At 38.5% G+C, this 20,776-nt stretch carries 20 protein-coding genes and 2 pseudogenes; 5 read left to right on the top strand and 17 right to left on the bottom strand.

Features of this window, described 5'->3' with window-relative positions; translation table 11 throughout:
• Positions 1-12: 12 nt before the first annotated feature.
• The 7 genes from ODU45_RS05300 to ODU45_RS05270 all read right to left on the bottom strand — a co-directional run bounded on the left by ODU45_RS05300 (position 13) and on the right by ODU45_RS05270 (position 5,883).
• Complete coding sequence (locus ODU45_RS05300; protein WP_029171852.1) at positions 13-390, bottom strand: RidA family protein; 378 nt, start codon at positions 388-390, stop codon at positions 13-15.
• 183 nt (positions 391-573) lie between these two features.
• Positions 574-1,893 (bottom strand): MATE family efflux transporter, encoded by a 1,320-nt coding sequence (locus tag ODU45_RS05295; protein ID WP_398580905.1) that lies wholly within the window; start codon positions 1,891-1,893, stop codon positions 574-576.
• Between the two features lie 353 nt (positions 1,894-2,246).
• Positions 2,247-2,516 carry a type II toxin-antitoxin system RelE/ParE family toxin gene (locus ODU45_RS05290; protein WP_011922754.1) on the bottom strand — a complete coding sequence of 90 codons (270 nt, stop codon included), beginning with the start codon at positions 2,514-2,516 and terminating at the stop codon, positions 2,247-2,249.
• Complete coding sequence (gene relB, locus ODU45_RS05285; protein ID WP_002938604.1) at positions 2,506-2,733, bottom strand: type II toxin-antitoxin system RelB family antitoxin; 228 nt, start codon at positions 2,731-2,733, stop codon at positions 2,506-2,508. Before relB ends, ODU45_RS05290 begins: the two co-directional genes overlap by 11 nt.
• A 113-nt stretch (positions 2,734-2,846) precedes the next feature.
• Positions 2,847-4,193 carry an asparagine--tRNA ligase gene (asnS, locus tag ODU45_RS05280; RefSeq protein ID WP_014638198.1) on the bottom strand — a complete coding sequence of 449 codons (1,347 nt, stop codon included), beginning with the start codon at positions 4,191-4,193 and terminating at the stop codon, positions 2,847-2,849.
• 14 nt (positions 4,194-4,207) lie between these two features.
• Entirely contained in the window at positions 4,208-5,389 is a 1,182-nt protein-coding gene (locus ODU45_RS05275; RefSeq protein ID WP_398580904.1) for a pyridoxal phosphate-dependent aminotransferase, read from the bottom strand.
• Positions 5,386-5,883 carry a DUF5590 domain-containing protein gene (locus tag ODU45_RS05270; protein WP_398580903.1) on the bottom strand — a complete coding sequence of 166 codons (498 nt, stop codon included), beginning with the start codon at positions 5,881-5,883 and terminating at the stop codon, positions 5,386-5,388. Before ODU45_RS05270 ends, ODU45_RS05275 begins: the two co-directional genes overlap by 4 nt.
• A gap of 301 nt (positions 5,884-6,184) precedes the next feature.
• On the opposite strand from ODU45_RS05270, the gene ODU45_RS05265 reads away from it, so the two are divergent.
• Positions 6,185-6,634, top strand: coding sequence for a MarR family winged helix-turn-helix transcriptional regulator (locus ODU45_RS05265; protein WP_009909619.1), 450 nt, complete (start codon positions 6,185-6,187; stop codon positions 6,632-6,634).
• A 62-nt stretch (positions 6,635-6,696) separates the two neighbouring features.
• Positions 6,697-7,242: an NADPH-dependent FMN reductase gene (locus tag ODU45_RS05260; RefSeq protein WP_398580902.1), complete on the top strand. Its 546-nt coding sequence runs from the start codon at positions 6,697-6,699 to the stop codon at positions 7,240-7,242.
• Between the two features lie 97 nt (positions 7,243-7,339).
• Here the strand turns inward: ODU45_RS05260 and glf are convergent, their stop codons facing one another.
• From glf to aroA, 8 genes and pseudogenes are all read right to left on the bottom strand, one after another.
• The gene (glf, locus tag ODU45_RS05255) at positions 7,340-8,452 is read right to left on the bottom strand and encodes a UDP-galactopyranose mutase (RefSeq protein ID WP_398580901.1); all 1,113 of its coding nucleotides are present in this window, start codon (positions 8,450-8,452) and stop codon (positions 7,340-7,342) included.
• Positions 8,453-9,225: 773 nt separating this feature from the next.
• Positions 9,226-9,843 (bottom strand): SAP domain-containing protein, encoded by a 618-nt coding sequence (locus ODU45_RS05250; protein WP_105178735.1) that lies wholly within the window; start codon positions 9,841-9,843, stop codon positions 9,226-9,228.
• Between the two features lie 12 nt (positions 9,844-9,855).
• Positions 9,856-10,044: pseudogene (locus ODU45_RS05245) on the bottom strand (hypothetical protein); the annotation flags it as partial.
• Positions 10,045-10,116: 72 nt separating this feature from the next.
• The gene (gene rlmD, locus ODU45_RS05240) at positions 10,117-11,475 is read right to left on the bottom strand and encodes a 23S rRNA (uracil(1939)-C(5))-methyltransferase RlmD (RefSeq protein ID WP_398580900.1); all 1,359 of its coding nucleotides are present in this window, start codon (positions 11,473-11,475) and stop codon (positions 10,117-10,119) included.
• 66 nt (positions 11,476-11,541) lie between these two features.
• Complete coding sequence (locus ODU45_RS05235) at positions 11,542-12,864, bottom strand: LCP family protein (RefSeq protein WP_044759758.1); 1,323 nt, start codon at positions 12,862-12,864, stop codon at positions 11,542-11,544.
• Between the two features lie 11 nt (positions 12,865-12,875).
• Entirely contained in the window at positions 12,876-13,703 is an 828-nt protein-coding gene (gene pheA / locus ODU45_RS05230; RefSeq protein ID WP_398580899.1) for a prephenate dehydratase, read from the bottom strand.
• Positions 13,694-14,185, bottom strand: a complete 492-nt coding sequence (locus ODU45_RS05225) for a shikimate kinase (protein WP_024393608.1) — start codon at positions 14,183-14,185, stop codon at positions 13,694-13,696. Before ODU45_RS05225 ends, pheA begins: the two co-directional genes overlap by 10 nt.
• Before the next feature lie 8 nt (positions 14,186-14,193).
• Positions 14,194-15,474: a 3-phosphoshikimate 1-carboxyvinyltransferase gene (gene aroA, locus ODU45_RS05220; protein ID WP_398580898.1), complete on the bottom strand. Its 1,281-nt coding sequence runs from the start codon at positions 15,472-15,474 to the stop codon at positions 14,194-14,196.
• A gap of 216 nt (positions 15,475-15,690) precedes the next feature.
• Between aroA and ODU45_RS05215 the strand changes: the two genes are divergently transcribed.
• Complete coding sequence (locus tag ODU45_RS05215) at positions 15,691-17,937, top strand: hypothetical protein (RefSeq protein WP_238141297.1); 2,247 nt, start codon at positions 15,691-15,693, stop codon at positions 17,935-17,937.
• Here the strand turns inward: ODU45_RS05215 and ODU45_RS05210 are convergent.
• Positions 17,923-19,185: a hydoxy methyltransferase gene (locus tag ODU45_RS05210; protein WP_105256845.1), complete on the bottom strand. Its 1,263-nt coding sequence runs from the start codon at positions 19,183-19,185 to the stop codon at positions 17,923-17,925. The two genes, ODU45_RS05215 and ODU45_RS05210, sit on opposite strands and share 15 nt — an antisense overlap.
• 94 nt (positions 19,186-19,279) lie before the next feature.
• Between ODU45_RS05210 and ODU45_RS05205 the strand changes: the two genes are divergently transcribed.
• Positions 19,280-20,176, top strand: coding sequence for a tyrosine-type recombinase/integrase (locus ODU45_RS05205; protein WP_398580897.1), 897 nt, complete (start codon positions 19,280-19,282; stop codon positions 20,174-20,176).
• Positions 20,177-20,207: 31 nt separating this feature from the next.
• Here ODU45_RS05205 and ODU45_RS05200 read toward each other — a convergent pair whose 3' ends face one another.
• Positions 20,208-20,393, bottom strand: a complete 186-nt coding sequence (locus tag ODU45_RS05200) for a hypothetical protein (RefSeq protein ID WP_398580896.1) — start codon at positions 20,391-20,393, stop codon at positions 20,208-20,210.
• 201 nt (positions 20,394-20,594) lie between these two features.
• Between ODU45_RS05200 and ODU45_RS05195 the strand changes: the two are divergent.
• Positions 20,595-20,776 (top strand): annotated as a pseudogene (locus ODU45_RS05195) (ISL3 family transposase); the annotation flags it as partial.

Here is a 20,776-nt window from a genome sequence, read left to right as displayed (position 1 = left end):
TCCTTTTCTCTTCTAATCAATAACTGCAATAACTTCAATCTCAACCTTAACATCACGTGGCAAGCGAGCAACTTCCACCGCTGAACGAGCTGGAAAATCTGCTGAGAAAGCTGTTTTATAAACTTCATTAAAGGCTACAAAATCATTCATATCTTTTAGGAAACAAGTCGTCTTCACCACATGGTCAAAGTCTGTTCCTGCTTCTGTTAAAATTGCTGCAATATTTTTCAAGACTTGCTCAGTCTGCTCCTGAATGGTTTCACCAACCACTTCACCAGTTTCAGGTGACAAAGGAACTTGCCCAGAGGCAAAGAGGAAATTTCCAACAACCTTCCCTTGAACGTATGGGCCAATTGCTGCAGGGGCCTTATCTGTGTGAATGGTTTTCATATCTCTATCTCCTTTTAATTTTTTATATCTATTATAGCACAAGTTCTGTATAAAACAGCTCACCTACTACTATCCTACACCTATTTTCTTTTATAAAAAAGGAATTGAGATAGTATCACCAATATGAAATAAGGCAATATATAATCTATTTCTAAAACTACCTGCTTATACCAAAAAACTAGCCTATTCAGCCAGTTTTCTTGTTTTCACTGTAAATCTCCAAGTCAGAAAAATCGCTCGCAAGAGCAGGTCAATCAAAATCGACAGCCAGACGCCGGCAATTCCTAAACCGAACATCTGACCTAAGACGATAACACCTACGACGCGCAGCCCCCACATTCCTATCATTGTGGAGTAGAGTGGCGACTTGGTATCCCCCAAGCCCTGCAGAGCGCCAGCCATGATCAAAGAAACCGCAAGGCCTGGCTGGTTGAAAGCATCAATCCGTAAGGCTGTGACGACTTGTTTGACAGCTTCTAGGTCTTTGGTAAATAGCAGAGCAAAACTTGGAGCTCCGAAAAATAAGATGGTACCGAGCAGGGACATGATGGTAACACCATAGGCAGAGCTGAGAAATGCGACCCGTCTAACTGTGAGGATGTCCCCCTTTCCCAAGGCTTGACCAATCAAAACCGCTGCCGCTGTCGCAAGACCATAGGCTGGCATATAGGTAAAACTCTCGATATTGCCTGCAATCATGTGAGAAGCATAGACAGTCGTCCCCAGCCCCACAATCAAACTGAAATAGACTACCTGTCCCAACCGCATGACCAAGCGTTCCAAGGCTGCAGGTAGGGTCAAATCCACCATTTCCTTAGGACTTCCGAAGTGGAACAATTGTTTGAGATCTACTGCCAAGTCAGTCTGCTGTACTTTTCGGTAAAGCAAGACAGTACCAAGCAAGCGAGCTAAGACGGTTCCCAAGGCCGTCCCTACAATACCCAAACCTGACCAGGAGCCAAGCCCAAATATCAAAATATAGTCCAAGCCCACGTTAAAAATGTTGGTCAAAAGACTGATTTGCATGGGAGTTACCGCGTCGCCAGATGCTCGCAGGATTGTTCCCAAAATGGTCATCAGGGCCTGAAAAATCGTCAAACCACCAACCCAGTAAAAAAATGCCTGGGCACCAGCCAAACTCTCCGCATCTGCTCCCATCAAGACCAGCATCTGCCGCCCGAAAATAAGGGATAGTAAATCCAATAGCAGACCTACACCTACTGAAAGCACTAAGGCTTGACGGACATGAAAGGTAAGAGATTCCCTATCTCCTGCGCCAATAGACCGAGCAATCAAAGCCGTTGCCCCAACTCCCAAAGCCATATAGACCGCCAAATAGACATTCAAAATCGTATTGGCTAGACCCACTGCCGTCACCGCTACCAGCCCCAGCTGTGCAATCAAGAGGGTATCCACAAAACCAACTAAGGTCTGAAAGATATTTTCCAGCGTCGCAGGAAAGGCCAAACGAATAATTTCTTTTCCTAAACTTTCTTGCTTCATTTTCCTCTCCACAGATTTATTTAGAGTAATTATAAATAAAAACAGGTGAAAAAGCAAGAAAACAGGAAGTGGGGAAGAACTCGATAAGTCAAAAAGGAGTTCATCTCCCCACCCCCGCATAGCTCCAAAGGTTCGGGGAACCTTTGGAGGTTGGAGATAAGGCGAACTCCGTTCGCTTCAGTCGTATAAGGAAGATTTGGAGTGGAAAACACGAACAACTGAGATTTGCTATGCAAATCTTATCTCCAACCTCTAACAATCTCCCAGATTGTTAGAGCCAATCAACCACTACGCTGAGATGTTGACACGAGCTCTGAGAAGTGCACCGATACCGAGCCTAGTTACCTAGAACTTCACTTTTTATAGATTTCTTTCCGGTGCCCGATTTCAAGAGCTAGGATAACCATTTTGTTATCAATAATATCGCAAATCACACGGTAATTCCCCACTCTATACCGCCACAGCCCCTTATAGTCTCCTACCAAGGCCTTGCCAAACTGTCTTGGATTCTCCAAACCGTCCAAACGTTTTTTCAAATCCTTAGCAAGCATCATCCCCACATGCCTGTCCATTTTTTTCAACTGCTTCAAAGCATCATCGCTGAGAACAAGTTTATAAGCCATCTTCTAACTCCGCAAGAACATCATCAATCGAGTGTGTAACAGGATTTTCTTGGAATTTCTTCAAAGCCTTGATACCAATTTCATAGTCCAACTGGTCTTCTATCTGTTCAGCAAGTGCAGTTTTGAATAGCTCAGACAGGCTTTTTCCTGTATGAATGGCATAGCTTCTGAAGATTTCTTCTTCTGCATCGTTTAACCGCAAGGATACAATTCCCATCATTCCACCTACTTTCTTCTTGTAATACATTGTAAAACAATTCATTCAAAATGTCAATTGACACCAGAAAAACAGACCACGTTTGTAGTCTGTTTGTATATCTATTGATTTGCTTACGGATGCAAGCGATGCAACATTCTCGGGAACGGAATAGCTTCACGGATGTGTTTTGTACCAGCAACGAAGGTTACCATGCGTTCAATACCGATACCGAAACCACCGTGTGGCACAGAGCCGTATTTACGAAGGTCAAGGTAGAATTCGTATTCTGATTTGTCCATGCCGAGCTCGTCCATCTTGGCTACCAAGGCGTCGTAATTGTCCTCACGCATAGAACCACCGATGATTTCACCGTAGCCTTCTGGCGCCAAGAGGTCCGCACAGAGCACACGCTCTGGATTACCAGGAACTGGTTTCATGTAGAAGGCCTTGAAGCTTGCTGGATAGTTAACAACGAAAGTCGGTACACCAAAGTAGTTTGAAATCCAAGTTTCATGAGGTGAGCCAAAATCATCCCCATGCTCGATGTGCTCGTAGTCTGTATCTTCATCAGCCTCATGCTCTTGCAGAAGGGTAATGGCATCATCATAAGCCACACGTTTGAATGGTTCTGCAATGTAGCGTTTGAGAGCATCCACATCACGCTCAAGAGTTTCCAAGGCTTGTGGAGCACGGTCGATAACACCTTGGATCAAAGCTTTGACATACGCTTCTTGCAAGTCAAGTGACTCTTCATGGCTGAGGAATGAATACTCAGCATCCATCATCCAAAACTCTGTCAAGTGACGGCGAGTTTTTGATTTTTCCGCACGGAAAACAGGTCCGAAGTCGAAAACACGACCAAGGGCCATAGCACCAGCTTCCAGGTAAAGCTGACCTGATTGACTGAGATAAGCTGGTTGACCAAAGTAGTCTGTTTCAAACAACTCAGTCGAATCTTCTGCCGCATTTCCAGACAAGATTGGGCTATCAAACTTGATAAAGCCATTCTTTTCAAAGAATTCATAGGTCGCGTAGATGATCGCGTTACGGATTTGCTGGATAGCGACCTGCTTACGCGAACGCAACCAGAGATGACGGTTGTCCATCAGAAAGTCTGTACCATGTTCTTTAGGCGTAATTGGATAATCTTGTGACTCACCGATGACTTCAAGGTCTGTCACATCCAACTCGTAGCCAAATTTAGAACGCTCATCTTCCTTGACAATCCCTGTCACATAGACAGACGTTTCTTGGCTGAGACGTTTTGCTACATCGAACTTCTCCGCACCAGCTTCTTCACCAAATTTTTCAATAAAGTTTGGCTTGAAAGCAACTGCTTGGAAGAAGGCTGTTCCGTCACGCAATTGCAGGAAGGCTAACTTGCCCTTGCCTGATTTGTTGGCAACCCAGGCACCAATGGTCACTTCTTGACCGACATAATCTTTTACTTGGTTGATGGTAATCAATTTTCTAGACATTATTTTTCCTCTTTTTATTTTTTCATAAATGTGTGTAGTCGAGCCACTGCTTCTTTGAGCGTGTCCATATCTGTCGCATAGCTGAGGCGGATATTCTCAGGAGCTCCAAAACCAGCACCTGTCACCATTGCGACTCCCACTTCTTCCAAAATGGCTGTGGTAAATTCAGTCACATCTGTGTAGCCCTTCATTTCCATAGCCTTTTTGACATTTGGGAAGAGATAGAAGGCACCTTCTGGCTTGATTACTTCAAAACCAGGCACTTCTGCCAGCAAGGGATAAACGGTATTAAGCCGCTCTTCAAAAGCCTGACGCATGGTTTCTACCGTATCTTGCGGACCTGTAAAGGCTTCAATAGCCGCATATTGTGCAACTGCTGTCAGGTTTGAAGTCGTTTGTCCGACAATCTTGCTCATAGCCGCAATGATCTCAGGATTACCAACGGCAAATCCAACCCGCCAACCTGTCATGGCATAGGCCTTGGCCACCCCATTGACAACAATAGTCTGCTGACGAATGCTTTCTGAAATGCTTGAAATCGGTGTGAAGGTATTTCCATTATAGACCAAACGACCGTAAATATCGTCTGCCAAGATGAGAATATCGTGCTCTACAGCCCAGTTTCCAATAGCTTCCAATTCCTCACGACTGTAAATCATGCCAGTCGGATTAGAAGGACTATTGAGTAGGAATACCTTGGTCTTATCCGTACGAGCCGCTTCCAGCTGTGCAACCGTTACCTTGAAATTGTGCTCTTCTGTCGCAGTGACAAAGACAGGCACCCCATCATTCATCTTGATTTGATCTGCATAAGAAACCCAGTAAGGTGTCGGAATAATCACCTCATCACCAGGATTGATGACCGCCGCAAAGAAGGCATAAAGAACAAACTTAGCACCTGTCGCAAGAACGACTTGATTGCGTTCGATAGAGTAGCCATAGAAATTCTCAAAGTAGGTATTGACTGCATCCTTCAATTCTGGAAGTCCTGAAGCTACCGTATAAAAACTCGCCTTACCATCTTCGATAGACTTAATAGCAGCTTCTTGAATATTTTTCGGTGTGACGAAGTCTGGCTCACCCAAGGTCAGCTCTAAAATATCACGTCCTTCTGCCTTCAAGGCTTTTGCACGCGCACCTGCTGCCAGAGTTACACTTTCTTCCATCTCTAAGACTCGTCTTGATAACTTGCTCATAAGCCCTCCCGTTTGATAAAGTTCCCTGTTTCAAAATCAACTATGTAGTATGCTGTTCCAGACTTAACTTCCCAAATAGGTTTGCCATCCCTTAAACCTAGAATAGTTCGCTCTACTTGGCTTGCACCGTTTTTCTTGGCAATAGCTTGCGCCTCTTCTTGCGAAATTCCCTGAGCTAAAGGATAGACATATAGTGTGCTAGAAGCCTCTGGAATCAAAACTGCAACCTCTTCTCCCTGACTGGTTACACCAAATACACAAAAATAGGTTTCAGTACCATTGTAGATAGAAAAATCATTGACAGTTTGCAAATCAGCATATTCTGTAGCTACTGCAACTGCATGACTACGCGCATTGTTGAAAGGGGCAGCAGCAATATCCCAAATAGTAAAAATTGAAAAAGTCACAACACTGAGAAGGATAAAAGAGCCCAACACTAACTGACCAGTCTTGGAAGCCATCCACTCCAACAGTTGAAAAATCTTTTTTTCCATAGTAGTCCCATTATACTACAAATTAAAGCATATTTCCATTCTTTCCGTGATTGTAAATAAAATTTCCTTTTCCTTCGCACAAAGAAAAGGATATAAGAACCTACATTCACAGTTTTGCACTTCCATCTAAGACTATTTTTCAAATGCTCATTGCTCGTTTTTTCCAGTACAGTTAGTATTACCTCAAAAAACGAACTTGATTAACGAAAAACTATCTTTTCTATAAAAGCACTTTACCTATGAATATAGAATCTAACTTTTTTTGCTTGATAACCGAACTATTTATTGCTAAAATATTCTCATGAGAACTGTTGAACAATCTTTAAACGAGAACAAGCATGCACTTCACAGTCTAGTCGTCTTTCGCAGAGCAGCTAATACTATCGCAAAATCAGAATTAGAAACAATCAAAAAATACGGACTGACAGTTTGTCAGTTTGGAGTGATGGAGGCACTCTACAACAAAGGAAATCTGCGGATTCAAGACTTAATTGATAAATTATTAAGCACATCTGGCAATATGACTGTCGTTATAAAAAACATGATTCGAGATGGCTATATCTACAAGACTATCGATACAAATGACCGTCGTGCTTCCTTGATTGCTCTCACTCCACTTGGACGCGAAACCATTGAAAAAATCCTTCCTGAGCATTATGATCACGTTGGAGAGATTTTTTCTGTCCTTAGTTCAGAAGAACAAGACCAATTAGCCGAGATACTTAAAAAATTCAAGAATCAGCAGACCTAGGATTGCCAACAAAAGACAAATACGATATACTAAATTTATGTTTTTATGAAAAGGAGCCCATCATGGCAAACGTATTGTTTTTAGTTGGTTCACTACGTGACGGTTCTTTTAACCATCAAATGGCAAAAAAAGCCGAAGCATTCTTAGCTGATAAGGCTCAAGTATCTTACATTGATCTTGCAAAAATTCCCCTATTCAACCAAGACATCGAGACACCTATCCTTCCTGAAATTGCAGAGCTACGTGCACAAGTAGACGCTGCAGATGCTATCTGGATTTTCTCACCAGTATATAACTATGCAATCCCAGGTATCGTAAAAAATGCTCTCGATTGGCTCAGTCGTTCGCTCGATTTATCCAATCCAAAAGGACCATCTATCCTACAAGATAAAATCACAACTGTCTCTGCAGTCTCAAACAGTGGTCACGACCACCTATTCAAAGACTTCCAACACCTTCTTCCATTTATCCGTACTCAGATTGCTGGTGAATTTACAGGTTCAACCATCAATCCAGAAGCATGGGGAACAGGTGTATTGGAGTTATCTGACGAAACTCTAATAAAACTCGAGCAACAAGCAGCTGACCTGTTGGCAGCAATTCAATAATCAAAAAAAACCAGAAATTCTGGTTTTTTTGATTAACATTTTAAGAGTATTCCGACTTCTGCCAAGAATCAATTACTACTTTGATGACTTCTCAAAATCATTCCCCAACTTCACTTCTCACACACTGTAAGGCAGCTCCGATGACTTGGTGCATATCGTAGTAACGATAATGACCAAGACGCCCACCGAATATGACATTCTCTTGTTGTTCTGCGAGGCGCTTATAAGCAGTATAGAGTTTGTTGTTACGATCATTGTTCACTGGATAATACGGCTCATCGCCTCGTTTCCAGGTCTTCGAATACTCACGTGTAATAATGGTTTTCGGTTGTGTACCAAATTCGAAATGTTTGTGTTCGATAATACGAGTAAATGGCGTTTCACTATCTGTGTAGTTCACAACTGCATTCCCTTGATAGTTTTCCATATCCAACACTTCTGTCTCAAATCGAAGGCTACGATATTCCAATTCACCAAGTTGGTAATCAAAGAATTCATCAATCATTCCTGTAAAGACAATCTTCGGATAGGTAGCTAAATAGTCTTTCTTATTGGCAAAGAAATCAACATTTGTCTCAACATCAATATTCTCATGTTCCAACATTTTTTCAACAATCTGCGTGTAACCGCCGATTGGAATACCTTGGTAGCTATCGTTGAAATAGTTATTATCATAAGTCAAACGCACGGGTAAACGACGGATGATAAAGGCAGGTAACTCCGTACATGGTTTTTCCCATTGTTTCTCGGTGTATGACTTGATCAATTTTTCATAGATGTCTGTACCAACTAGTGAGATGGCTTGTTCTTCCAAGTTCTCAGGTGTTTTTCCTCCCAAAACAGCTCGTTGCTCTGCAATCTTGGCTTCTGCTTCCGAAGGGGTCACCACGCCCCACAGTTTATTGAAAGTATTCATATTGAATGGAAGATTGTAGATTTCACCTTTGTAATTGGCGACTGGTGTGTTTGTATAGCGATTGAACTCCGCAAACTGATTCACATAATCCCAAATTTCTTTTTCAGAAGTATGGAAAATATGTGCACCATATTCATGGACTTGAATACCTTCTACTTCTTTGGTATAGATGTTACCTGCAATGTGGTCTCGTTTTTCGATAACCTTTAGTTTTTTACCCTTTTTAGCTGCCTCATGAGCAAAGACCGCTCCGAACAGACCCGCACCAACAACTAGATAATCGTATTTTTTCACATTTAACTTTCTAAGGAAGTCAATTCTCCAAATCTTTTACTAGACTATCGTTTATATCATATCTCATTACCAATAAAGAATGAGTTGTGATAATCTCTTCCCTAAAACCTTTCACTTAAAGCTTGCAATATCCAATATTATAACAGACAATACAACCTTCATCAAGTTTAGCAATGATAAAGAGGACTAAGATAAAATAATACCCGTGGTGCTAGTTCGTTTCAAAATAGCGTAAGTTATGAGCTAGAATAATTTGTTCAATTCGTAACTGTAGTCCGGCTATCCCTCTAGCTATGTGCCTTTTGTGCCCCTCAACTTTTAATTTTTTTAGTTTCGGCAAAAATCATCCACTGGATAATTTTTCTTCTCCTCTCGCTTTACAATAGGCTTGAACACCTTTATTGTATCGCGTTTGGAGTTTTTTTGGTATAACCTTCGTCGCGCACCTTGCAGAGCGTGATGGACTGAAAGTCACATAACAAGTCTACAAAGCCTAAAATAAAAAACAATGCAGCAGCATTTTTTCTCCATATATCAGCTTCCTAATTCAAACTAATATCAAAGAATACTATTTTCTAATCTTCTTTTTTCGTCATAATTACAATAGATAAATTTATTGCAATTCCTATAATAATGATTCCTACTAAGACTATTCCTATTAAAATCATTGACATTGAATACTTACCAAAAAATTCCAACATCTATTCACTTTTTGATTTACTATTCATGTGTTAGTTTTTATCGAATTGTTAGCTTAGCAAGCTAAGAATATCCTACTTGCGATACTCTTTTATTTTAGTTGAATATTTAGTCAAAAGATTCTTTGAATAAATTTTTTCATTTTTTGTATTTCGGACTTCTTTCCAAAGAATAGAAGCTACTTTTAATTTGTTTGAGTAGTTGCAACTATTTTCGTCTGCACAGAAATCCTTCAAAAATTGATTCCATTGACAAACCGAATTGTCATACTTAGCATAATTTGATTTTCCATAATAAACTTTTAGCATATCTTGAATTGTAAAACTCAAATCCTTTTCTCTTTTTACTTTCCTCCAAGCTGTTGCCATATCAGCAGTAAATTTAAATGGTGAGATACCTGTTAAAACAGAGAAATATTCTCTGAACTTTGCATTAAAGGAAAAACCACATTCAAGTAATGGCATATCTAAGGTAATAGTTTCTACCTGTTTCTTTTCATTTATTGTTGTTGACTTTTTAATGAAATTACCCTTAAAGTATTGCTCAATAATATAATTGAATTCCTGTTTTGTACCTCTATATTCCAATCCTAATGACTTGCATATCTGTGAAAGTTCTTCACGATACCAATAATATTTATTAAACTCGTCAAACGATGTAATTTTGTCAAACTCAGGTCTACTTTCTATCAATATTTTATCTCCTCAAAACCAATTTACTTTTTCATCTCTAAACAATGGTGTTTCACTCTCTTTGTAAGGATTGTAGTTATTACAATTACAACCAAACTCTTTCAATACTTTTATCTTATTATCGGATGTCCAAACAAGCAAAGTGATACCGTCAAATTCTTTAATTTTCCCCTCATTCATTTTATTTTTGAAGTGCCATTCTCTTTGGGAGTTCAAAGGTCCTGGGGACCTTTGAAGTAGCTTGCTCAAAAACAGTAGAGCAAGCTGGACAATCTAATTGCGTTTTTTTAATAATCCCACAACTTCCACATGATGCGTATTTGGAAATAAATCAGTCGGCTGTACCTTCGTCAATTTGTACCCCAATTCCTCATAAAGTTTAATATCACGCGCCATGGTTGCCACATTACAAGAGATATAAACGATTTTTTCTGGTTTTACAGAAGTACTTGCTTTGATAAAACTTTCTGTCAAACCTTTTCGTGGTGGGTCGACAAAAATCACAGTTGGCTTGACTCCATCTGCCACCCATTTCTGCATAGCAGATTCAGCGCTATCACAGACATAGGTAACATTATCAATCCCATTTCGAGCAGCATTCTTCTGACTATCAAGGACAGCCTTTTCAACGACTTCTACACCGTAAACATGCTTAACTTGTTTTGCAAAGGAGAGACCAATTGTCCCAATACCTGAATAGGCATCAATCACGACATCATCTGCCGACAATTCTGCAAAGTCAATGGCGGTCTGATAGAGTTTTTCAGCCATTTCTGTGTTGACTTGATAGAAAGACGGTGCAGAAATTTCAAATTCATTGCCCAACATGGTATCTACAATAGTTTCACTGCCATGCAAAAGACGGAATTCTTGACCGAATATAGCATTGGTATTCTGGTCATTAATATTCTGAACGATAGAAACAAGATTTGGAAATTGGCTTGTCAAACGCTCAACAAGGGTTTCAACACGGAAAATCTTCGGACGAGTCGTAACTAAAACTAGCATCAACTGACCTGAATAATGACCACGACGAACAACAATATTTCTCACAAGTCCTGTCTGTTCTTTCTCATCGTAAGGCTTCAAGTCTAATTTTCTCAACAGGTCACGTGTCGCTAGAACCAAGGCATCAATTTCCTTATGTTGAATGTAAAAATCCTCAATCGGAACTAAATCATGTGAATTTTTTCGGAAAAATCCTGTTTCTAACTGCCCATTCACACGACGAACAGGAACAGCTGCCTTATTACGATAAGCAAGAGGATTGTCCATTCCCAAAGTATCTGCTACTGCTATTTCTGGCAGACCTGCAATCTTACGTAGATTATTCTCAACTTGTTTTTTCTTAAAAGCTAGTTGGGCTGGATAAGTGAGATGCCCCAAGTCAGCAATACCTGTTCTTAGATAGGTCAAATCCAAGTCCTGATTACGGTCTGGCGAGAAGCTCTGCCATTGCTCCACCTTACCAAAACCAATATTTTTCTTAAGTTTTAAGATGCGCATGGAAATTTTCTCACCTGGAAGAGCATTGTCTACAAAGAAGACAAAACCATCAATTTTTGCCACACCCTGACCCTCATGTGTCAAATCTACTACTTCTACTTCGACAATATCGTTTTTCTTTAACATAATTCTACTTTCTATTTTTGGACCACTAAAAAAGTGACCGAAGTCACTTCTAGTATACCATATTTCTTAACGCAAGCCTAACTCAGCCAAGCGCTGCTGGTATTTTTCAAAATCAACACGAAGAGCCATACCACCATACATATCATAGTCGTCAATCCAGTCTCCATTTTCTGGGATTGTAACACGTTCGATACCATTTGCTGCATCCAATAGAAGGCCTGGTCCCTGTAGCCACATAAAGCTTTGTGGCACTGTTGTCGGAGTCATCGCCACAACCTTACCTATAGCTTCGGAGCCAGAGAATAGTTTCATTGGATTTTTAGCCTGTGTCATAACAGCAGATAACACTTCCTGTTGACGTCTCGTACGACCAAAATCACCTTCATCATCCGAACGATAGCGCGCGTAGTTAAGCAAGGTCTTACCATCCATCTGCTGTACACCGACCTGAATCGTTTGATAAGCAGGAGCATTTTCTTCCAGTTGTAAATCATTCGGCACTTCTACTGAGCTAACGACTTCACCATTAATAGTTGAAAACTGTGCATCAATCGTTACGCCCTCAGGGAAAAGTGTATCAATCGTTGTCGCAAAGGTTGCAAAATCCACCATCGCATAGTACTTGACATCGATGTCAAAATTATTCTTCAACGCCTTCCGAACTTCTTCTGCCCCTTGCTGATTATCCTGTTCTCCCAAAGTATAGGCAGTATTGAGTTTATATTCATATCCCTCAATATCCACCAAGGTATCCCGCATAAAGCTAACAAGTTTGACTTTGTTATCTGTGTTATTCACATTTAGAACCATGATGGTATCCGTTCGAGTTTCACCTGAACTTTCGCCAACACGACCGTCTGTTCCCAAAATTAAAATATTTGTCCCATTCGATGTATCTACGCCGTTGAAGACCTCAGCTACTGGCTTCTCACTCACGCTATTCATACCTTTGAAAAAACTATAGCCCATCGCTACAATCACTAGCGCTATAGCAAGCAATACGAAACCAATAAAGCGCTTGAAACCACCCTTTTTACGAGCTTTTTTAGGTTTAGGTACTTTCGCTTTGGGCTCGATACGAGGAGACTGAAACCGTTGAGGTTTGGCTTGTCTTGTTTTTCTGGATTTACGTTCAGGATAGCGAGGCAACAGTTCCTCTTGCTCATCATCCTCTTCAAAATAATCTTCCTCGAAGTCATCTTCGTAAGCCGTTGGTGTGAAGCTACGTAGAGATTGCCTTGGACTTCCATGCCGTTCTCTCAGCTCTTTTTTATATAATAGATAATCCAACTCACGACTTTCTTTGTCATTTAAGTAGTGGATATTTTTTTGCAAATAATCTAACCTCAATTGTTCATGATGGGTTAGGATATTATTGTTTTTATTCATCTGTCTTCATCCTAGCTGGTCATATAGACCAGGTAATTCCCTAGTACTTTATAGGTTATATCTAAACTAGTCAATTCTTTTTGAGAATAGGCTAATAATTCCTCAGACTGATTATCAAGATCCAGTATGAAAAAATACTCACCCAAAGCCGTTTTCAGGGGTCGGCTTTCTATTTTTGTTAAGCTGATTCCTCTCCATGAGAAAACAGACATGGCCTTATACAAGGCTCCTGGCAGGTTATCTGGTAATGTCAGTGCAAGACTGACTTTTTTAGCTACTTGTTCCAGGGCAATAGACGGAGCCTTATCCCCCAAAATCCAAAAACGTGTAAAATTCTCGCTGATTTCCTGGATGTCTTGCGCAATTACCTCCAGTCCATATTCAACAGCTGCCGCTTGCGGAGCAATTGCCGCAAATGGTTGTTCAGGGTGTTCTGCCACAAAGCGAGCAGCATAGGCTGTACTAGCTGTTATTTCAATACGAGCCTGAGGAAAATGTTCTTGAATATATTTCTTCCCCTGAGCAATTGCCTGCGGATGAGAATAGATAACCTCTACAGCCTTATCGGCACTCGTGGCTAACAGTTGTTGGGCAATCGGTTGAACAATCTCTGCAACCGCATGAATCTCCGCCTGATGAAAGAGATAGTCAATCGTTTCATGAACACTACCTTCAATCGAGTTCTCTACTGGAATAACGGAATAGGTAACTTCCCCCGTTTTGTAGGCCTTGATAACCTCTGTAATCGTTTCAAAAGCCTGCAAATCCGCAGTCGGAAAGGCCTGCTGGGCCACTTGATGTGTAAAAGAACCACGAGGTCCTAGATAGGCTACTTGCATAAAATTTTCCTTGCTACTTGTTCTGGATTCAGTTTATCTGTATCGATTACAGTATCGGCTAAACCTTGATAAAGTGCCATTCGTTCACGATAAAGGGCTTCAAACTCTTCCTTACTACACTGTAAAAAGAGAGGTCTTTGCGACTGTCTATCCTTACGAATTCTCTGATAGGAAACTTCAAAGGAGGCAGTAAGAAGTACATTGTCCTCCCTATTTGCCAACAGCAATTCCCTGTTTACTTCAGATTTAATCACACCACCACCAGTTGACACGATACAATTACTAGGTAAGTCCAGCAATTCTTTCAATACCTCTGTCTCCAGTTGTCTAAACGAAGCCTCTCCTTCAAGACTGAAATAGTCAGCAATAGGCATACCAATCCGTTCTTCAATGATATGGTCCATATCGTAAACGGGGAGATTTAACAAATGTGCTGTTGTTGTTTTTCCAACTCCCATAAATCCAAGTAAAACGATTGGCATACGTTCTCCTAATCCATCAAACTATTTAAGTGTTCAAAGAAGGCAGGATAGCTAGTATTGATAGCTTCTGCTCTTTCCAATACAACTTCTCCATCTTTGGCCAACAAGGCAGCAATGGCAGTCATCATACCGATACGGTGGTCACCAAATGTATTGATTTCAGCACCATGTAAAGCAGTTGGTCCGTGAATAATCATACCATCTTCTGTTGGTTCAATAGTTGCTCCCATACTATTTAGAGCATCTGCAACAACCTGAATACGATCCGTTTCTTTAACTTTCAACTCCTCAGCATCACGAATAATCGTTGTTCCATGTGCTTGAGTCGCTAGTAAGGTAATAATTGGCAACTCATCAATCAAACGAGGAATCAATTCGCCTGCAATCTCCGTAGCCTTCAATTCCGACGTTTCAACTGTAATGGTAGCTGATTTTGCAAGTTCATCCATGTTAGAAAGAGTCATTTTACCGCCCATAGCTTTAATGACATCTAAAATACCAGTCCGAGTTTCATTTATTCCCACATTTTCAAGGACAATTTTTGAACCTGGTACGATTAAGCCAGCAACCAACCAAAAGGCAGCACTTGAAATATCTCCTGGAACTGTAATCTCTTGAGCAATAAACTCCTGACCACCTTGGATGCGGATTTCCTTGCCATTGACTTCCAACTGTCCACCAAACTGGACAATCATATCTTCTGTATGGTTTCGAGTCAACTCTTTTTCTACGATGACCGACTCTCCCTCAGCCTGCAAGGCAGCAAAAATCAGAGCTGATTTTACTTGGGCAGAGGCTACAGGGAGTTGGTAGCGAATTGTTTTTAAATTCTTATTCCCTTTGATGGTCAACGGAGGTAGGTCACGTTCAGTTTGTCCAGAAATCTCTACTCCCATTTGACTGAGTGGAATAGTTACTCGGTCCATAGGACGTTTGGATAAGGAATCATCACCAAACATAGTCGCTTCAAAATCTTGACCTGCTAAAACGCCTGAAATCAAACGAATCGAGGTTCCAGAATTTCCCATATCCAAATCATTTTTGGGTGCTTGAAGACCATCAAAGCCAACACCGTGTACTTCAACAATATCACCATTGTCTTCAATTTTTACACCCAAGTCACGAAAGACCTGCATGGTTGACAAGACATCTTCTCCACGCAAAATATCGTGGACACGGGTAACACCTTTTGCAAGGGAACCAAAAATAATAGAGCGATGACTAATTGATTTATCTCCTGGGACACGAATCGTTCCCTGTAGTTTTTCTACGCTTCTTCTTAATTTCATATCCTTACCTCAAACTAGTATCACTTCTATTTTATCATATTTATAAAATATTTTCTGATTTTTATGACAATTACTTGTGAAAAATCAATCTCTATTACATTTTGGGAAACAAAAAACTAAAAATATTTACTATAAAAATTTTAATAAAATCTATAAAACAAATGTAGATTATGGTATACTAATGATAATAAATTGTTATCGGTAGGAGAAATTAAATTGCTTAAATATTTAGAGGAGTTATTAGCAAAATACCCCAATTTTTATCAACTTTTTATACCGGTAGTTTTATCGGCCATATTGTTTATATTCAAAATTCCACAGAAGTTTGTACAACAGTGTTTACAAAAACATAAAAAACGCAAGAGCATTTTCAAGAACAAACAATATATACAGGATAATGTTTATTTAAAACGGGAATTAGAGATCCAAGAAATTCTTCAGGAACTCATTAAAGAACAGGAGCTGACCATTGTATACGGTGCTCTAGGACGTGGTAAGACGATTATACTGAAAAAACTACACGATAGAATCATTGATAAAAAAGAAAAATCCCTTAAATTTTCATTGTATATCGATTTAGAAAAGAAAAATTTAATTGATGAACTAGAGAAAATTACTGAAATAAAGATAGTCAGTCCACTTGATTTTTATAATTGGCTTAATAGTCTCCTTGGTCAAAAAAAATGTCTGATTATCCTAGATAATATTGCTCCTACACAATACGCCAATATAATCAATTTTTTCCTAGATAATTATTATGTTCAATATAAGATTATTATGGGACTAAACTATATTAATCCTAATGAATCTTCTCAAATAGAAATAAAGAATTTTGATGCAAAACAAGTTGCTGAACTAGCAAAGCTACGTAGATTGGATATTGATGAAGACAATCTTTCAAGAGTGTTTACCTTAACTCAAGGTATTCCTGTCTATGTAGACTATCTTTTCAAAACAAATCGCCGCCCGCTTAACTATGAACTCGTGGAGGTTATATCATCTCAATTAGCCATTTGCACTGCTAAAGAGAAAGACCTCTTGCAGTTAATCGCTTTGAATAAAATTCTATATCATGACTTTACCAAGGAACTGTTCTCCACTTTTGATATTGGTCTAACAATGTCTTTGTCATCAAAAGGGTTGATGCAATTTGAAGTGACTACAAAGAATATTGAATTAAATCCGCTCATTGCTGAACAATACCTCGCACACTTAAAGAATGAAGACGTGTACATAAAATTACTGGAATATTATAAAATACATAGTCAGGAAAATTTTTTGGAATTGTCATTACGACTACCTATTGCAATAAAAAATGAGTATTCAGTCTTTATTCAAATATTAAAACAGTTATACAACGATGAAAAATATCAATATCTATTATATTTAGGTGAGACAATTTTACAAAACGGAACTCAAGCTTTTTTTGATTTTGATAAAATTACAGATTGTTTTTTTGACTGTTTTATTTCTTCTTTATTAAAAATAGGAGATTACAACTACGCAAAAAATATTATCGATAAAATAAATGATTGCGGCGTATTTGATCACAACTTAATTTATAAAAATGTTCAAACCGAAGTAATGTCTTATAAGATAAATTTCTGTGATCTCTTGCATTTAACAAATTCATTCCAAGATGCTATAGACAATTTAGAATTATTAATGGCGACAAGTACCGTATCCTCTGAGCAACAGGAACGTTGTGACTATTTAATCTTGCATTGTAAGAGGCATATCGGTGAGGACTTAAGTCAAATCTCTAAGAGCTTTCGTAAACTTTCCGACAGTAGTCAAGAAACTTATTATAAGATTCGTTCGCTCTATTCAGCTTTTTCAATTGATATGTTTCAAGGAAAAAAACACCTGAAAAGAAAATTTGAAGAGCTGAAAAATAAAATAGATAGTTTACAGTCTGGTAATGAGATCGTATTGTTTGCTCAGCGTCATTATATTATTTTTTATCGTAAATGCTGCAATGACTTAAAAAAAGCAGAAGAACTCTTAATAAAAAATATTAAGAGTCTAGAGAATAGCAAATTAAGAATTTTATATGATTATTATTTTGAAGCTGGGGAATTATACCGTGAGAAATTCTATCTACATCCTTCTAAAAAGAATTACAAAGCGAGTTATGATTTCTATGATAAAGCTATTGCATTTTCAAAAAACGTCGGAGATACCAATTTATATCACAATGCCATGATTGGAAAGATACTATTGCAGGAGCAATCTGCTAATGTTACACAAGAAGATTTGAATTCTATCCAACGAGCTATTCAAATAGAGCCTTTGCTGAATAAAGTGCAATTCCAATTAGCTTATTATTACCTAACGCATGACTATGACATGCTTGAAGAACTCTCTAAGTATACTAGGCGGTTAGAGTATTATGATACTTCTACTATTGCCCAAAAATTATCGAAAAAACATTCTTGTTTTATACCTTTAACTGTCATGTAAACTTTGTTTAAATTGGTTAACTTGCGCTTCTGAAAAAGTATAGTTTAGGGTTCGTTTTGCTTTTAAAAAGGTATCAATATGCTTAGTGATTTCATCGCTAGGCATATTATTTTTTATTGCCGTTAGCACAGTGGCTATAGTATCAATAATATCGGTTTCCCAGCTATAACGTGCGATTTCTTGTAACCCAATCCTAATCCCAAAATCATTATAGATTTTCTTTTCTCGCTTTGTTACGGATATGCCATAGTGATAACATGCATCAAAAAAGGCATCCAATTCAATTTGATTAGGAAAAGAGAGCCAAATCTGGTGAGTTTCAGAATACCGTTCACCACCTACTAAGGTGAAACCACCTCCTATTAACTTTTTAGAGAGGTCTTTGACCATGTTCCGAATATTTTGAGAATAGGCACTACCAAATTTTTCAAACTCAATCAAAGTTGTTATCAAACTGAGAATATGATGAAAATGGGTATTTCTTAAGAAGTCAGGATTGATTGTTTCATATTTTTGAAGTAACATTGGATTATTTGTCAATATAAGCCCACATGTTACCCCTGGAAGAGTTTTATGAGCAGCACCAAACATAATGAAATTGTCATCGCTTTTATTAAAATATTCAAAAGGATTTTTATTCTCTTTACCAGCAATCAGGCCCAGAGTCTGAGTGGCATCGTATAATAAAATACAGTCCTTGGGTAAATTAATCTTTTCTAATTTAGGTTGGAATAAAATATCAGAAAGACACACTAATACACCTTTGACATTTTCCTTTGTTAGTGCTTTGTTTAATTGATCGTAATCAAAATCTAATTTATTGTAGTCATAAGGAATATATCTAGTAATTATTCCTAATCTCCGACATATTTTCTTTATTGAGGTATGGCCACCATATTCATCACTTGAAATATATACAATGTCCCCCTCCTCAAATAAAGTCATCAATAATGACGTAACAGCATTAATACCAGATAAGGTGCGTGCATCAGCATATTGGGCGCCATATAATTCAAGACATAGTTGGTTTAAAAAAATATTAAATTCAAAAAGCTTATCACTTCCTAAAAAATTATTTTCTTGATAGGCAGAACTTGCTCCTAGAAGATATTTCTCTTGTAGCGATGAAGAGAGCATAATTTTAGAAAAAGGTGATACAACGTTTTCTGCTGCGCATAGAGGAAGTTGATTTTGATATGTAACGACGGCATCATTGTATAGCTGTTTAAATTTTTGCAAAGTATCCATAATTTCTCCTACCGATAACAATTTATTATCATTAGTAAATTGATAAATTATCGTATATAATAGCTTTATTACGACATATTAAGGAGATTATATTATGAATTACGACACTATCCAGAGATATCTTGACTTTTGCGCTATTCAAAGGCGACTTAGTTCTCATACTATCCGAGCATACAAATCTGATTTACATCAGTATTATAACTTTGGGACCAATGATATTAGGTCCTATCTTACTTTTCTCAACCAACATATAAAAAAGACTAGCACATTAAAACGGAAGATTGCTAGTCTTAAATCATACTATAAATTTCTGGAAGAAGAAAAACTAATTTCAAAAAATCCCTTCCATCAGCTTCGACTCCACTACAAGGAAGAGAAAAAGCTTCCTAAAACGATTTCCTTGAAAGATTTACAAAAAATATATTGTTTCGCCCACCAACAAATAGAAAATTCTAAAAATAGGCATTCTAAGCGGAAAGCTATGCGAAATCTACTCCTTATCTCGCTACTTTTATCAACTGGGTTACGCATCTCTGAATTATGTAATTTAAAACTTGCTAATATCAATTTGGAAAATAGAACCATTCAAATACTCGGAAAAGGAAAGAAAGAGCGACTACTCTATATTGGAAACGATGAAACACTTTCGTTACTTGAAGACTATATAACGCATCATTGTGGTCATTCTAGTTATCTATTTACCGGTGTGAAAAACGATGATCATCTTAAAGAACAAAGTGTGCGCTTAATTCTGAAAAATATTTCTCACTCGCTACAACTGAAAAAACATATCACTCCACATATGTTTCGACATAGTTTTGCAACTATGTTACTTGATAATGGTGTCGATATTCGACAAATACAACATTTACTGGGCCACAGTAACATCAATGTGACACAAATCTACACTCATGTCTCTCAAAGCAAGCAGGTAGAAATTCTAAGTGAGCATAATCCTCTTAACCAAATCACACCACTACTTCGTACATAAGTAACCGCAAACCAAGTAGACTTGACCTAAATCACTGAGCCGGATTGTCATAGAACAGTACCTTATCCAAGATTGTTTCTAATATTTCTTGGTTGATAGAGTGAAAGAATGCGACTTCCACTTTTCCGAGACGAATTTTCATCAGAATATCATTTCTGCCTTTCTTCTCAAAGCGGCGAGAGTGGGGAACAGTCAATGGGACGATGGGGTGTGACATAAAAAATCCTCCAGTTTTGTTTTTTATAACAGTATACTGGAGGAGGGAGTGATTGGATAGATACCTTGTTATTAGGCGGTTACACACTACAGTTGACAAAGAGCCGAAAAAGGTTCCAGAGTCGACAGTTTTTGAGTATAGAAAAACGTCCCATATGACCTATAATGAAAAGCGACTAAACAACTCATTAGAAAGACTCATATGGAACAACTAAATCTTATCACAAATTTTCTCAGAATTAAAGACAAAAATATCGTTATCACTGATGAATATGATATGGGAACTCACTTAGAACTCCACGGTCACTTGGATTACACAGCCCCTAAATGCCCTTCCTGCAAGGGACAAATGGCAAAATACGATTTCCAAAAAGCCTCCAAAAT

Origin of the sequence: Streptococcus sp. 2022WUSS135 (genome assembly GCF_044427045.1) — a bacterium.
Classification (GTDB): domain Bacteria; phylum Bacillota; class Bacilli; order Lactobacillales; family Streptococcaceae; genus Streptococcus; species Streptococcus hashimotonensis.
Note: the sequence above shows the minus strand (reverse complement) of the source record. Positions and strands in the feature narration are given on the sequence as shown.